The sequence below is a fragment of the Streptomyces prunicolor NBRC 13075 genome (assembly GCF_000367365.1).
Taxonomy (GTDB): Bacteria; Actinomycetota; Actinomycetes; order Streptomycetales; family Streptomycetaceae; genus Streptomyces; species Streptomyces prunicolor.
Window position 1 is genome coordinate 1 of sequence record NZ_BARF01000151.1, and the last position, 14,645, is coordinate 14,645.

The window sequence follows — 14,645 nt, forward strand, 5'->3', positions numbered from 1 at the left end:
AGCGAGGCGACAAGAACCTCACCTTCCAGGGCGCGGCGGCGAAGTGCTTCGCGTCGGACGTGGCGATGGAGGTGACGGTCGACGCGGTCCAGCTCCTGGGCGGCTACGGCTACACCCGCGACTACCCGGTCGAGCGCATGATGCGCGACGCGAAGATCACCCAGATCTACGAGGGCACGAACCAGGTCCAGCGCATCGTGATGGCGCGCAACCTGCCGTAGCGGCAAGGGAGTTGACGTGAAGAAGGGGACCCCTTGCGCAAGGGGTCCCCTTCGTCACGCCGACGGTCAGGTCAGTTACCCGAGACCGTCACCTTCTGGTCGTTGTTCAGCTCGTTCACCAGCGTCTTGACCTTCGCCTTGTCCCAGACGAGGTTGCCGCCGGTGGAGCCGGAGATCGGCATGTTCATCGAGGTGCCGTCGCCGCCGCTGACGCCCTTCATCGCCCAGAACATGGAGCCCAGGTCCCAGAGCGACATGTCCTTGTCGACGCTCAGCGAGTCCAGGCCCGCGCCGAGCGTCGGGTAGAGCTTGAAGGGGTTCAGCAGGGTGCCCGGGGTCGCCACCTGGTGGGCCAGGGCCGACAGGAACTTCTGCTGGTTCTTCGTGCGCTGGAGGTCCGAGGCGGCGAACGCGTGCCGCGTCCGGACGAAGGCCAGCGCCTCCTCACCGTTCAGCGTCTGCTTGCCCGCCTTGAAGTCGGCGCCCGAGTACGAGTCCTTGAAGCCCTTGTCGATGTCGATGGTGACCCCGCCGACCGCGTCCACGATGTCCGCGAAGCCGTTGAAGCCGATCTCGACGTAGTGGTCGATGTGCAGGCCCATGTTGTACTCGATGGTCCGGACGAGGAGCGTCGGGCCGTCCTCCGCGTACGCCGCGTTGAGCTTCTCCTGCCGGCCCGTGTTCTGGTACGTCTTGCCGGAGGTGGAGCCCACGTACGACGGGATCGTGACGTTCGAGTCACGCGGCAGCGAGATCAGGGTGTCGCCGCTGTCGCCCACGTGCAGGATCATCATCGAGTCCGTGCGCTTGCCCGCGGCGGAACCGGTGTGCAGCTTCTTCTTCTCGGCGGCGGACAGCCCCTCGCGGCTGTCGGAACCGACGATCAGGTAGTTCGTGCCGTCGCCCGCCTCCGGCCGGTCGATCACCTTCGACAGGTCGACATCGCGGTTCAGCTTGGAGTCGGCCCAGAAGTAGGTCCCGACGGTGGTCACGACCAGCACGGTGACGACGGTGATCGCGGTCCACTTGATACGACGGCGCCAGTTCGGCGCGCGGCGCGGACCACGCCCGCCGTCCGGCCCCTGCGGTCCGCCCGGCCCGCCACCGCCGTAGACCTGGCCGGTGTTGTAGCCGTCGTACCCGTTGTTGTCGTAGCCGCCCTGGCCGTAGCCGTTCTGGCCCTCGTCATAGCCCTGGCCGTCCGTGTACGACGGCTGCGGCGGGACTCCGGCGCCGTACGGCGGGGCCTGCGGGCCGCGTCGTACCTGGCGCATCACACGTGCGCTCTCCGGCTGTGCGTTCGCGCTACCGCGTCCGTACTCGTTGCCGCGGTTGCCGCCGGACCATCCCTCGGGCCAATCGTTCATGGGGCCCAGTGTGCAGGTAGCAGCCATGTCCTTTACAAGGGTCGTAGGAAAATCAGGGCACTGCTGTTGCGAAGCCAACACAAAGTCCGCAGATGTCCACTCACATAGGGTGGCGTCCATGACAGATCTGCCGGGCAAGCCGACGTCCGCCTCCCGGACCACCCTCAGCCACATCATGACCAACGCCGACACGAACCTGCTCGGCACGGTGCACGGCGGCGTGATCATGAAGCTGGTCGACGACGCGGCGGGCGCCGTCGCCGGGCGGCACAGCGGCGGACCGGCCGTCACCGCGTCGATGGACGAGATGGCGTTCCTGGAACCGGTCCGCGTCGGCGACCTCGTCCATGTGAAGGCCCAGGTCAACTGGACCGGGCGGACCTCCATGGAGGTCGGCGTGCGGGTCCTGGCCGAGCGCTGGAACGAGTCGACCCCGGCCACCCAGGTCGGCTCCGCGTATCTCGTCTTCGCCGCCGTCGACGCCGACGGCAAGCCCCGCGCGGTGCCCCCGGTGATCCCGGAGACCGAGCGCGACGAGCGCCGCTACCAGGAGGCCCAGATCCGCCGCACGCACCGCCTGTCCCGCCGCCGCGCGATCATGGAGCTGCGCGAGAAGCGGGCGGCGGAGGGCCTCGACGAGTGAGGTGAGGGGGGACCTACCCTCCTGCGAAAAGTGTTACGGAAATCGCCAAAGTGTCACACTTTTCAGGAACACCCCACCTCGTCCCCGGTCACCACCCCGAACTCGCCCTGCTGCACATCCGTCGCCCGCACCCGCGTGACCTGCTTGAAGTCACTCCCGGCGATCACCTTCAGCACCGGCCCCTGCCCCTTCACCGCCCGCAGCTCGCTCCCGGGCAGCGCCGCGGCGAGCGACTTCGCGGAACGGTCCCAGCGGGGGTCGTAGGCGACGACCGTCCGTCGTACGGCGTGATCGGCCGCGCTCGTCGGCTGGTGCGTCGTACGGAAGCCGGTCGCCGCCAGCGCCGCGTCCACGCGCTTGCCGAGACCGCCCGTCGCTGTCCCGTTCTCCACCTGGACCCGGATCTGCTGCGGGGCCACGTCCACCTTCACGGCGTTGGCACGGGGCGCCTTGTGCACGGTCAGGGGCTTGTCGTCGCGCAGGGCCTGGAAGAGCTTCCCGGCCTTCGCCTGGTCCCACTTCAACGTGGAACCGATGCCCTTCACGACGTACCCCATCTGCCCGATCGGCACGGTGGTGAACTCGGAGGAGGACGGGGAGAAGTCGCGCATCGCCCGCCCGAGGTCGAGGAGTTCGTCGGTGCCGAACCCCTTGTCCGCGCGCACCGAGCCGAGCACCGCGCGGGTCACGTCACGGAACTTCAGCGGGTTCAGCAGCACCCCGGAGGAGGTGGCCTGGTCGATCAGCGCCGCCAGGAAACGCTGCTGACGCTTCATCCGGCCGAGGTCGGAGGCGCCGTCGACGTGCCGCGAGCGGACGTACTGGAGGGCCTGCCCGCCCATCAGGGTGTGGCTGCCGGCGGGGAGATCAAGACCCGTGTACGAGTCCTTGAGCGGCTCGGCGGTGCAGATCTTCACTCCGCCCAGCACGTCGACCGTCTTCATGAAGCTGGTGAAGTCGACCTCCAGGTAGTGGTCGATCTTCACGTGGGTCATGGACTCGACGGTCCGCACGGTGAGGTTCGGGCCGCCCTCCGCGTACGCCGCGTTGAGTTTGATGGGGTGCGGGCCGTGGTGCTCGCCGGTGGTCTGGTCGGTGTGCGGGGGCGTCTCGGCGTAGGAGTCGCGCGGGAGGCTGACGACGCTGGCGCGCTCCCGGTCCTCCGAGATGTGCACGATCATGATCGTGTCGGTGCAGTGGCAGGGCGCGCCGCCGAGGTGGTACTGGCGCCGCTCCTGCTCGGTGATCTTGTCGCGGCCGTCGGTGCCGACGAGCAGGACGTTCATGCCGTGGCCCGCGCGCGGGCGGTTCTTCATGTCCTTGAAGGGGTCGACGCGGGCGATGTCCGCGTCGAGGCTGGTGACCACCGCGTGCCCGATCCCGGCGGACGCGAGGACCACCACGGACAGCGTGGTCGCCGCCCGCATGGCCCAGCGCGGCTTCTTCTTCGGTCGTACGGGTGGCCGTGGGCGCCGCTGCGGTGGACGGGCGGCGGGGGAGCGGCGGGGCGGCGTGGGCATGGGGGACACCTCCGCGAGGGCCGTACGTGGGATCTTGAGCACCGTAGGCCGATACGATCTGATACGACGGCAGACGCCCGGGCGGGGCGCGTCCGTGTCCCCCGTTCGCGGTAACGTGAGCCCCCTATGAACGCCAAGCCCGACGTGCGACTCCCCGCCGTTTCTGTGATCATGCCCGTCCTCGACGAGGAGCGGCACCTGCGCGGAGCCGTCCAAGCGATCCTCGCGCAGGAGTACGACGGCGAGATGGAGGTCGTGATCGCCATCGGTCCCTCGAAGGACCGTACGGACGAGATCGCGGCCGAGCTCGTACGCGAAGACCCTCGCGTCCACACCGTCCCGAACCCCACCGGCCGCACGCCCGCCGCCCTCAACGCCGCGATCAAGGCCTCCCGCCATCCGATCGTCGTCCGCGTCGACGGCCACGGCATCCTCTCGCCGAACTACATCGCCACCGCCGTACGCCTCCTGGAGGAGACCGGCGCGCAGAACGTCGGCGGCATCATGCACGCCGAGGGCGAGAACGCCTGGGAGGACGCGGTCGCCGCCGCGATGACCTCGAAGATCGGCGTGGGCAACGCGGCCTTCCACACGGGAGGGGAGGCGGGCTCCGCCGAGACGGTGTACCTCGGCGTCTTCCGCCGCGAGGCACTGGAGCAACAGGGCGGCTACAACGAGGAGTTCATCCGCGCCCAGGACTGGGAGCTGAACTTCCGCATCCGCGAGGCGGGCGGCCTGATCTGGTTCTCACCCGAACTCCGGGTGTCGTACCGCCCCCGTCCGTCGGTGAAGGCCCTCGCCAAGCAGTACAAGGACTACGGCCGCTGGCGGCACGTCGTCGCCCGCTACCACGAGGGCTCCATCAACCTCCGCTACCTCGCCCCGCCGACGGCGGTCTGCGCGATCGCGGCGGGCATCGTGGCCGGCGCGGCCCTGACCCCCTGGGCCTTCCTGATCCCGGCCGGCTACCTCGCCGCGATCACCCTCGGCTCGCTCCCGGCGGGCAAGGGCCTCTCCCTGAAGGCCCGCCTGCAGATCCCGGTCGCCCTCGCCACCATGCACATGTCCTGGGGCTACGGCTTCCTCACCAGCCCCAAGTCCCTTGCGCGCAGGGTGATCGCGTCCAGGCGGCCCGCGGTACTCAGCTCGACGAGCAGCTGAGCACCGCCACCTACGACGGCCCGGACTACGACCAGACGTAGTTCGGGTCGACGTGCATGCACGCCGTGGTGTCCGAGCCGTTGAGGGCGTCGGCCGACGTCGGTGTCGTGTCGTCCTCGGCCGGGGCCTTGTACTTCGTGCCGGTGCTCCAGTCCGCGCCGACGACCAGGGTGACCCCGGAGACGCTCGTGGACTTCTTCACCGCGCTCGTCGGGATGCCGAGCGCCTTGGCGACCCGCTGGGCGTCGCCCTCCAGGTCGGCGCTCGGGTAGCGGACGATCGTGGTGGCCTGGCTGGGGGCCGTCGAGGAGTCGGCGACCGCCTCCTTGAAGCCCTTGCCGACGAGGAGTTGGGCCACCGCGGTGGCCCGTCCCCGTACCGCACTCGTCGTGTCGGTGCGGGTGCCGTTCTCCACCTGGACGGCGATCTCGTCGTCGGCGGCGGCCGGATCGGTGGACGCCTTCACCGCCGTGGCCGTCTTCTTCTTGTCCTTGCCGTCCAGCGCGATGTCCTCACGGACCAGCCGGAACAGCTTCGCCGCGTCGGTCGGCTTCGGCACCACCCGGCCGCTGCTGGTCGTCGAGTACTGCCACGGCATCGTCGTCATGGTGATCCGGTCGGTCGGAACCTTCTTCAGTTCCTTGCTCAGGGCGTACAGCTTGGCGACGGTCCCGAGGCCGTTGTCGACCGTGAGCGCCTTCGTGGCCGTCTCGGCGAGGCTGCGCAGCTCGGTCGGATTGCTCAGCGTGGCGTTCTCCCGCAGCTGGCGGACCATCGAGTTCATGTACTGGTGCTGCGCCTTGGTCCGGGCGATGTCGGTGTCGTCCTCGAAGCCGTAGCGCGTACGCAGCCACTGGAGGGCCTGCGTGCCCTTCACGGCCGTGGTGCCCTTCTTCAGCTTCAGGCCGGAGCCCTTGCCGGAGGAGGTGTGCGAGTAGATGTTGGCGTCCACGCAGACCGGCACCCCGCCGATCGCGTCCGCCATCGACACCACACCCGCGAAGTCGACCATCATGAAGTGGTCGATGTGGATGCCGGTGAGCTTCTCCCAGGTCGCCACCGTGCAGCCGGGGCCGCCACGGCCCAGCGAGTCGTTCGTGATGACGTCCGTCTCCGCCGCGTACTTCTTCCCCGTGTCCGGGTCCGTGCACTTGGGGATGTCCGTCAGGGTGTCGCGCGGCATGCTCACGACCGACATGTTCGAGCGGTCCGCCGAGACGTGCAGCAGCATCTGGACGTCGGCGCGCGGCGCGCTGCCGAAGGTGTCCTTCGCGCCGCCGAGCTTCTGGTTCTCCGCGGAGTCCCGCGCGTCCGAACCGATCAGCAGGATGTTCAACGGCTTCTGCCCGGCCGCGTTGGCCTTGGACTCGGCCGCCCGGTCCTTCTCGTCCCCGATGTTCAGGGGGTCTTTCTTTATGTTGTGGTTGAGGTGCTGGTAGTACAGGTATCCGGCGCCGGCCGTCCCGAGTATGACCAGCACGAGGACACTCGCCGACCAGCGCAACGCCCGTCGGCTACGGCCCTTGCGTCTGCCCCCGTCCCCGTCCGAGGGGCTCTTCCCCTTCGCCGGTCTCTTTCCGTCCGCCGGCGTGAGCGACATCGTGTCCTCAACCGCCGGCACCTCCCCACGCACGCTGCTCCGAGTCAAGTCCCCACCCCTCCACGACGCGCCCTGACGCACGGGTCCGCCCCGCGCCCTGTTAGACGCGGAACGGACCCGTGTGGTCACTTACTTGGCGCACTCAACCTTGTCCGCCGTGGACTTCTGGACCCCCTCCGGCGTCGACCCCGCGGTCGAGGTGAGCGGGACGCCGGCTCCCTTGAAGTCCTTGCCCAGGGTCAGCGTCATCGCCGGCAGCCCCTGAGAGTTCTGCACACTCTTCCCCGGCTTCATCGCGGACCCCGAGAGACCCATGATGTCGGCGAGCCGTCGAGCCTGGTCCGCCTGGTCGGGTGCGTACTCAAGTGTCGTCTTCGCGAGCGCCGCCGGAGCGTTGCCCGCGTTCTCGGACTTGAGCACGCCCTCATCATTCTGCAGCCACGTAAGAGTTTCCTGTGCGCTGCCGGCCACGGCCCCTCCGTTGAGGATCCGCACCCGCACCGCGGAGGCGGCGGACTTGGTGCCCTTGAGCCGGGCCGCCACGGCGGCCTTCTCCTTCGCGGCCTGCTGCTTGACCGCGGTGAAGGAGGTGTCGCTCTTGATCAGCGAGAAGACCTGCGGGGCGGTCGTGTTGTTGAGGACGACCGTCACCGGGGTCTTCTCCGCCGGGTTGTCGACGACCGGCACGGTGGTGAAGGTCAGATTCTTCGGGTTGAGCTTGCCCAGCTCAAGACCGAGGTCCTTCAGCTTGCCGATGGAGTCGAGGTTGTCGTCGACGGTCAGCGCCTTGGTGCCGGCCTCGGCCAGCTTCAGCATCTTCGTGGGGTTGGTGAGCGTGGAGTTGGACTTCAGCTTCCGCATCAGCGCGCTGAGGAACTGCTGCTGCAGCGTGATCCGGCTCAGGTCACCGCCGAAGCCGACCGAGTGCCGGGTCCGCACGAAGGCCAGCGCCTGCTCGCCCGAGAGGTTGTGCGTGCCCTTGGACAGCTTCAGATGCGAGTCGGCGTCGTCGATGTTCTTGGCCAGACAGACCTCGACCCCGCCGACCGCGTCCGTCAGATTCTTCACGGCGTTGAAGTCGGCCACCATGAAGTCGTCGGGCTGGATCCCGGTCAGCTCGGTGACCGTCCGCACGGTGCAGCTCGCTGTACGGCCGTCCTGGCCGAGGCTGGTGTTGAAGCGGACGCTCGTCGTGCCCGGGATGACCTTGGACGTGCCGTCCGACTGGGCCGTCTGACAGTCCGGGACATCGGTGATCAGGTCACGCGGGATGCTCAACGCGGTCGCGTTCGAGCGGTCCTTGGACACGTGCAGCAGGATCGTGGTGTCCGCGTGGCCGACGCTGCCGGAGTCGCCGTAGCCCTCGTTGCCCGCGCCGGTGCGCTTGTCGGTGCCGATGACCAGCAGGTTGATGGCCTTGCCCTTGCTGAAGCCACCGGTGCTGGCGCCGTCGTCGGAGACGGCCGTGATGTTGTCGTTGAGGTGCTTGATGTAGAGGTATCCGGCCGCGGAGACGGCGACGAGCACGAAGGCCAGCCCGCCGCCGGTCCACATCAGGATCTTCTTGCCCTTGGCCTTCTTCTTCACCGGCCGGCGCCCGCGCCGCGCCGGTGGTTCCTCGGGCGCGCCCCGCCGTCTGCGCGGCGGCGGCACCTCATGCCCGGGAGTCCTCGGGACCGTCTCCCGCTCCGGCGCCGCCACACTGCGGTTCTGCGCAGTGGCTCTCCGGGGCCCCGGCACCGCTGACTGCGGTGTGGAAGGAGTCAGTCGCAGTTCGTATTCACCAGTGTTCGGATTGAGTACCCACTGGTCTGCGGGGTCGATGTCGTCCGCCCGCCCACGGCCTTGCGCGTCCACGGTTTACCGAATCCTCCGTCGGGGCCACGCGGCGCCTTCCCCCTCCAGGCGCTCGGGTCTCGTACATCCGGTGGGCAAGCACACAGCCCACCGGATCGCTCACACTATCCGTCCAGTTGAGCGGCAAGTGACTGCCGTGACAAATTCCACGTCCCTACAACCGGTCAATCCGTCCTATTTTTCGGAACAAAAGTTCGTCGACTTGGTGATCGCTTTACCCGCAGGTGTCTTCGGCGGCGGTGTTCCCGCGAAACGTGGGTGCGGGCGATACCGCTGAACCGGGTGCCGTATTACGGGCGTTTGCGACGGAATCCTGCGGAACCTGCTTCGTCACGGCGACGGTCGCGTCCGCCCGCAGCCGGGCGAACAGCTTTTCGGCCTCGGGCTCCACGAGCTGGTCGCGATTCGCGTTGTAAATGTACGACTCCCGGGGAACGGTGAGGAATTGCACATGTTCGGTGGGGATGTTCCGTAGCCCGCGCACCAGTTCGTACAAACCGCGCAGATTCGCCAATTCCGGATCGGTGGTGAGCGACGAGGTGGCCGCATCGAGCACGGGATACAACTTCACCGGATTGAACAGCACGTCGTCGCTCTGCACCTTGTTGACGAGCGCCCCCAGGAACCCCTGCTGACGGTCCATCCGATCGGTGTCACTACCGTTCCCGAGCGACTTCCGAGCCCGCACGTACCCGAGCGCCTGCTCCCCGTCGAGGGTCACCTTGCCCGCGGGCAGCCTCAACTTGGCGGCCTTGTCACGGATAGGAGCCTTCAGACAGACGTCCACCCCGTCCACGGCATCGACCATGTCCTTGAACCCATGGAAATCCACCACCATGTGATGGTCGATCCGCACGTTCGTCAGCTTCTCCACGGTCCGGATCGTGCACCCCGAACCCCCCACCTGGAACGCGTAGTTGAACATCGCGAACATCGGCTCGGTACGCGTCCCGTCCGGCCGCAGACACCCCGGTACGTCCACCATCAGGTCCCGCGGCAACGACACGGCGGTGGCGCTGCGCCGGTCGGCCGCCAGATGCAACAGGATCGTGGTGTCCGACCGCTCGGTCCCCGAGTCCCGCCCGTACTCCGCGTTCCCGTCCCCCGACCGCGAGTCGGACCCGATCAGCAGAATGTTCTGCGCCCCCTTCACGAGGGCGGTGGGCCGCTCCTTCTCGTACCGGGCGAGCTCGGCGGCGGCGGCGTTGTCGGGCGTGATGTTCGAATCCAGCTTGGCGTAGACGGCCCACCCGACCCCGGCGGCGCCTACGACGACCACGGCAACCCCGAGACCCACGCCCCGCACCCACCGTCGACGCCGCCGACGTATGAGCCCCGCCCCGGACGCGGATGCCCCCGCACCCGGCCCGAGAACGCCTCCTACGGTGTCGTCGAACACGTGCGGTTCCACCCCTCATGGCCGTCGTAAGAGTGTGTGGTCCTGCGTGTGGACTGCTCTTACGACCATGGCGTGGATGGGGTGGGGGAGGCGGCCGTTACTGACCCATCCGGGTGACTGGACGCACCTGAGGGGCGCGGGGAACTGCGCGACCAGCCCCCACCGGCCGTCACTCGCCGAACAACCTTCGCCACCCCTCTCAGAGGCGCGAAACAGTCACCCGCTCACTCTCAACCCGCTTGGCCAAAGCACCCTCACCCAGCTGATCCAAATTCCGGCACAACACCACAGACCCCCCAGAGGCGAGCGGCGCATACAACCCCGAGCTCAACCCCTCCCACGTGTCGTACGAGAGCCCGGACAACACCCGAGCCCCCGCATCCCCGTCGGCAAGGGCCCGCTCAACAACCTCGGCTCCCGTGAACTCACTCCCACCGACGACCAACGCAGGCTCCCCGGGGTCAACGGGAGAGAACGCAACAAACCGATCCCCCTGACTCGGCACCTCAACGGCATAGTCGACAAACCCGGCCGGGGTCTGCGGAAACCGCCCCCCAAGCGGCCGCAAGGCAAGAGCAACCCGCTCCCCACCACAGGCCCGAGCCGCCTCCAACGACTCCGGCCCACTGACAACCACGTCGGCCCCGGAGGGATCCCCACCCACGTCAGCGACCACCCCCACAGACGAACACGCCAGCAACCACACCGCCGTCTGCCAGTGCGCCGGCAACAACACGGCGACCCGATCCCCGGGCCCCGCCCCCAGCTCCCCTTGAAGCAGATTCGCGGTCTTGGCCACCCAATTGGCGAAGGTGGCCACGGACAATTCGACCCGTTCCCCCGTGGCGTCGTCGTAGAAGGTCACCAGGGGGCGGCCGGGATCCGCGGCAAGCGCGGAACGCAGCAGGTCGGCAGGGGTGCGATCGGTGGCGTTCACCCGCGCAAGCGTACGCGGACACCCACCGCCGCACGCCTCCGCACGGGCGCCCCGGACCACCGGTTCGGACGAACGGCAGCCGACGGTCCGTCAATTCCCGGATGGGCAGATATGTATGACTATGTTCAGAATCAGGGGCATGCGTGGATTCCTTGCTTCCTCGATCGGCGTCACCTGCGCGGCCGCACTGGCCCTCCCGCTCACCCTGCCCGCAGCCGCGGCGCCGGCGTCGGCCCCGGCACCAGCGGTGCAGCCGGCGAGCGGCGCGAGATCCGCGTCGACGACCGCCGCACCGGACCTCCCCGGCAGCACCCAGTCGCTGCCCCTGACCTCCCGTACCCGCGACCGCACCCTCGGCGCGGCCCCCGAACAGGGCCTCACCCGCGCCGACGTCCACCGTTTCTCCCTCGTCGGCGTCACCTGGACCGACCCCGACACCGAACTGCGCGGCCAGGTCCAGGTCCGCACCCGGGCCACCGGCACCGGCGAGTGGTCCGGCTGGCAGGACATCGACACCCACAACGAGGACCACGGCGCCGACCCCGGCACCGCCGAACGCGACTCGGGTCACGTCCACGGCTCCACGGCCCCGCTGTGGGTGGGCGACTCGGACGGAGTGGACGTACGAGTAAGAGCGACCGGGGCGGCGACCCGGACGGCAGGGGTCGTAGAAGAACAACTGTCCCCGCTCCCCACCGGCCTGCACCTGGAACTGGTGGACCCAGGCGCGGCAGAAGCCCCACTCGCGGGTGCCGGAGCGACCACCAACCGCAGCCGCACCGCCACCCCCCGCCTAGCCGCCACCGAGCTCCCGGCGCTGAGCAAGCAGGCCACGGAACGGGACATGGTCGCCCTGGGCGCCAAGGCGCAGCCGTACATCGGCCCGCGCCCGCGGATCGTCACCCGGCACGGCTGGGGTGCCGACGAGAAGCTGCGGGAGAAGGGGTTCGTGTACACGAAGAAGGTCAAGGCGGCCTTCGTGCACCACACCGCCACCGGCAACAACTACCGCTGCTCGCAAGCGCCTTCAGTCATTCGCGGTATCTACCGCTACCACGTCAAGAGCAGCGGCTGGCGTGACATCGGCTACAACTTCCTCGTCGACAAGTGCGGGACCATCTACGAGGGCCGCGCCGGGGGCGTGGCGAAGGCGGTCATGGGCGCCCACACCCTCGGTTTCAACACCAACAGCATGGGGATCGCGGTCCTCGGAACCTTCGGCAGCGCCAAACCGTCCTCGGCGGCAGTGACCGCCATCGCCAAGCTCACCGCGTGGAAGCTCGGCCTCTACGGGGTCAATCCGCGCGGCAAGACATACCTGAAGTCCGGTGGTGGCAATCTCTACCGAAAAGGAAAGAACGTACGACTCAATGTGATCTCCGGCCATCGGGACGGGTTCGCCACGGAGTGCCCAGGTCGGCAGCTCTACGGCAAGCTCGGCTCGGCCCGCTCCACGTCGGCCCGATACCAGGGCCGCTGAGGGAGAGGCCGACAGGGGAGCCGGAAAAGAGTCTGCGGGACACCTGCACACGTACAGACGGACACACAGCACGCGTACACGTACACGTACACATGCACGGTCTGCATACATTGGCCGGCCGAAAAAACAGTTCGGCCGGTCCCGGCAGGAAGCAGAGACGACAGGTGACAGAAGCGATCCTCCTGGTCGGCGGCAAGGGCACCCGGTTGCGCCCGCTCACGGTGCACACCCCGAAGCCGATGGTCAGGGCGGCGGGGGTGCCGTTCCTCACGCATCAGCTGGCGAGAGCGAGAGCGGCGGGCGTGGACCACATCGTCCTGGCCACTTCCTATCTGGCGGAGGTGTTCGAACCGCACTTCGGTGACGGTTCGGCCCTCGGCCTTCACATCGAGTACGTCACGGAGGACGAGCCCCTCGGCACGGGCGGCGCGATCCGCAACGTGGCCTCGCGGCTCCACTCGGGTCCCGACGACCCGGTCCTGATCTTCAACGGCGACATCCTGACCGGCCTGGACATCAGGGCCCTGGTCCACACCCATGAGACAACGGGCGCGGACGTCTCCCTCCACCTCACGAAGGTGACGGACCCGCGCGCGTACGGCCTGGTCCCCACCGACGAGACGGGCCGAGTCCTGGCCTTCCTGGAGAAGCCCCAGACCCCCGAGGAGATCGTCACCGACCAGATCAACGCGGGGGCGTACGTCTTCCGCCGCTCGATCATCGACACGATCCCGGCGGGCCGCCCGGTGTCGGTGGAACGGGAGACGTTCCCCGATCTGCTGGCGGCAGGAGCCCACCTCCAAGGCTTGGTGGACTCCACCTACTGGCTGGACCTGGGCACCCCGGCGGCCTTCGTCCGAGGCTCGGCGGACCTGGTCCTGGGCCGGGCCCCGTCCCCCGCGATCCCGGGCCGCTGCGGAGACCGCCTGGTCCTTCCCACGGCCAGGGTGGCCGCCGACGCCAAACTCACCGGCGGCACGGTGGTGGGAGAGGGCGCGTTCGTGGCGGAGGGCGCGAGGGTCTTCGGCAGCACCATTCTGCCGGGCGCGGTGATCGAACCGGGCGCTGTGATCACCGACTCCCTCATCGGCACCCGAGCCGTCGTGGGCGAACGCTCCGTCCTCACCGGCACGGTCATCGGCGACGGCGCGATCATCGGCGCCGACAACGAACTCCGGGACGGCATGCGGGTGTGGTGCGATGCGCGGATTCCGGCGGGGGCGGTGCGGTTCTCTTCGGATCAGTAGTTCGTGCGGGTGGGGAGGGGCGCCGTCCCAGGGGCTGCGCCCCCGGACCCCCATCGGCCTGAACGGCCTCGTCCTCAAACGCCGGACGGGCTAGCTGTCTCCACCGGCGTCACAGCTTCCCGATGTCACCCCGCGGCATCTTCGGCGCCCGCCGCGCCGGAGTCCGCCCGCTCAGCAGAATCAACCGAGCCGCCCGATGTCGCTGCCCCGCATACGGCTCCAGCAACGACAACATCACCGAGTCATCCGCGTCCCGATCCCCGGCCAACGCCCACCCCACGATCCCCGGCAGATGCAGATCCCCCACGGTCACCGCATCCGCCGCCCCATGACTCCGCTGCACGGTCTCCGCGGACGTCCACACCCCCACCCCCGGCACCACCTCCAACCGAGCCCGCGCATCCTCCGCAGACATCGCCCCCGCCTGCTCAAGCCGCGCAGCGACCCGTACGGCACGCAGAATCGTCGAGGCCCGCTTGTCGTCGACCCCGGCCCGATGCCACTCCCACGACGGGATCAACGCCCACGCGCGCGGCGCCGGCATCACCCACATCCGCCCGCCCACAGGACCAGGCCCAGGCGCCGGCACCCCGAACTTCCGTACCAACAACCGCCAGGCCCGATACGCCTCGTCGGTCGTCACCTTCTGCTCCAACACCGACGGAATCAACGACTCCAACACCAGCCCGGTCCGCGTCAACCGCAACCCCGGCCGCCGATGCTGGGCGACAGCGACAAGCCGATGCCGAGGCACGAACGCACCAGGATCGTCACCGGCACCGAGCAAGTCGGGCAACCGCTCCAACAACCACTCGGCACCCGGCCCCCAAGCCTCCCCGCGCACCTCACCCCCGTGCGCGGACACCCTCAACGTCCCCGGCCCAACCGGCGTAAGACTGGCCCGCCACACAGCCCCGTCCGCATCCACCCGAAACGTCGGATCCCCGGGCCCCCGCCGCAACGGCCCGAGCACCAGCCCAAGATCAAGCACCCCGCCCGGCACCCACCTCCGCACCCGCCCCGCCGCCGGCGAAGCCTGCCGAGGCACACCCCCAGGCGCGACGACATCCCCACCCCGCACAGTTGTACGAGTGGGCCGAGGAGCAAAACGTCCGGCCACGGTGAGATCCAGGGGGATGTGAGGTATCTGAAGAGTCTTACGAGCCTAGGTGCTAGCGCCCCTTCAGGGGCGCGGGGCTGTGTCTATTTGCGG

Annotated in this window: 12 protein-coding genes; 5 read left to right on the forward strand and 7 right to left on the reverse strand. The window is 68.8% G+C overall.

Features of this window, described 5'->3' with window-relative positions:
• Window positions 1-221: acyl-CoA dehydrogenase family protein (locus tag SPR02S_RS58410; protein WP_019065072.1), on the forward strand; the 221-nt coding region annotated here is incomplete at its 5' end.
• A 71-nt stretch (window positions 222-292) separates the two neighbouring features.
• On the opposite strand, the gene SPR02S_RS52465 is transcribed toward SPR02S_RS58410, so the two are convergent.
• Window positions 293-1,588: an LCP family protein gene (locus SPR02S_RS52465; RefSeq protein ID WP_019065073.1), complete on the reverse strand. Its 1,296-nt coding sequence runs from the start codon at window positions 1,586-1,588 to the stop codon at window positions 293-295.
• A gap of 118 nt (window positions 1,589-1,706) precedes the next feature.
• Here SPR02S_RS52465 and SPR02S_RS52470 point away from each other — a divergent pair, with 118 nt between their 5' ends.
• The gene (locus SPR02S_RS52470; RefSeq protein ID WP_019065074.1) at window positions 1,707-2,231 is read left to right on the forward strand and encodes an acyl-CoA thioesterase; all 525 of its coding nucleotides are present in this window, start codon (window positions 1,707-1,709) and stop codon (window positions 2,229-2,231) included.
• 62 nt (window positions 2,232-2,293) lie between these two features.
• Here SPR02S_RS52470 and SPR02S_RS52475 read toward each other — a convergent pair whose 3' ends face one another.
• On the reverse strand, window positions 2,294-3,751 hold the full coding sequence (locus tag SPR02S_RS52475) for an LCP family protein (RefSeq protein WP_162473579.1): 1,458 nt from the start codon (window positions 3,749-3,751) through the stop codon (window positions 2,294-2,296).
• A gap of 126 nt (window positions 3,752-3,877) precedes the next feature.
• On the opposite strand from SPR02S_RS52475, the gene SPR02S_RS52480 reads away from it, so the two are divergent.
• Window positions 3,878-4,912, forward strand: a complete 1,035-nt coding sequence (locus SPR02S_RS52480) for a glycosyltransferase family 2 protein (RefSeq protein ID WP_019065076.1) — start codon at window positions 3,878-3,880, stop codon at window positions 4,910-4,912.
• A 25-nt stretch (window positions 4,913-4,937) separates the two neighbouring features.
• Here the strand turns inward: SPR02S_RS52480 and SPR02S_RS52485 are convergent, their stop codons facing one another.
• The 4 genes from SPR02S_RS52485 to SPR02S_RS52500 all read right to left on the reverse strand — a co-directional run bounded on the left by SPR02S_RS52485 (window position 4,938) and on the right by SPR02S_RS52500 (window position 10,705).
• Window positions 4,938-6,512 carry an LCP family protein gene (locus SPR02S_RS52485; RefSeq protein ID WP_052347213.1) on the reverse strand — a complete coding sequence of 525 codons (1,575 nt, stop codon included), beginning with the start codon at window positions 6,510-6,512 and terminating at the stop codon, window positions 4,938-4,940.
• Window positions 6,513-6,641: 129 nt separating this feature from the next.
• Window positions 6,642-8,369, reverse strand: a complete 1,728-nt coding sequence (locus SPR02S_RS52490; protein ID WP_026151702.1) for an LCP family protein — start codon at window positions 8,367-8,369, stop codon at window positions 6,642-6,644.
• 214 nt (window positions 8,370-8,583) lie between these two features.
• A complete protein-coding gene (locus SPR02S_RS52495) occupies window positions 8,584-9,768 on the reverse strand; it encodes an LCP family protein (RefSeq protein WP_052347214.1) in 1,185 nt (394 codons plus the stop codon).
• 199 nt (window positions 9,769-9,967) lie between these two features.
• Window positions 9,968-10,705 (reverse strand): TIGR03089 family protein, encoded by a 738-nt coding sequence (locus tag SPR02S_RS52500; protein WP_020684312.1) that lies wholly within the window; start codon window positions 10,703-10,705, stop codon window positions 9,968-9,970.
• Window positions 10,706-10,844: 139 nt separating this feature from the next.
• Here SPR02S_RS52500 and SPR02S_RS52505 point away from each other — a divergent pair, with 139 nt between their 5' ends.
• Entirely contained in the window at window positions 10,845-12,185 is a 1,341-nt protein-coding gene (locus SPR02S_RS52505; protein WP_019065081.1) for a peptidoglycan recognition protein family protein, read from the forward strand.
• 164 nt (window positions 12,186-12,349) lie between these two features.
• Window positions 12,350-13,432, forward strand: a complete 1,083-nt coding sequence (gene manB, locus SPR02S_RS52510; protein ID WP_019065082.1) for a mannose-1-phosphate guanylyltransferase — start codon at window positions 12,350-12,352, stop codon at window positions 13,430-13,432.
• 109 nt (window positions 13,433-13,541) lie between these two features.
• Here the strand turns inward: manB and SPR02S_RS52515 are convergent, their stop codons facing one another.
• Window positions 13,542-14,552 (reverse strand): DNA-3-methyladenine glycosylase family protein, encoded by a 1,011-nt coding sequence (locus tag SPR02S_RS52515; protein WP_078623280.1) that lies wholly within the window; start codon window positions 14,550-14,552, stop codon window positions 13,542-13,544.
• Window positions 14,553-14,645: the final 93 nt, after the last annotated feature.

Excerpts from the sequence above, each read along its gene's own strand:
- SPR02S_RS52470 (WP_019065074.1), top strand. The coding sequence starts at position 1,707 with ATGACAGATCTGCCGGGCAAGCCGACGTCCGCCTCCCGGACCACCCTC.
- SPR02S_RS52485 (WP_052347213.1), bottom strand. The coding sequence starts at position 6,512 with ATGTCGCTCACGCCGGCGGACGGAAAGAGACCGGCGAAGGGGAAGAGC.
- SPR02S_RS52505 (WP_019065081.1), top strand. The coding sequence starts at position 10,845 with ATGCGTGGATTCCTTGCTTCCTCGATCGGCGTCACCTGCGCGGCCGCA.
- SPR02S_RS52480 (WP_019065076.1), top strand. The coding sequence starts at position 3,878 with ATGAACGCCAAGCCCGACGTGCGACTCCCCGCCGTTTCTGTGATCATG.
- SPR02S_RS52465 (WP_019065073.1), bottom strand. The coding sequence starts at position 1,588 with ATGAACGATTGGCCCGAGGGATGGTCCGGCGGCAACCGCGGCAACGAG.
- SPR02S_RS52475 (WP_162473579.1), bottom strand. The coding sequence starts at position 3,751 with ATGCCCACGCCGCCCCGCCGCTCCCCCGCCGCCCGTCCACCGCAGCGG.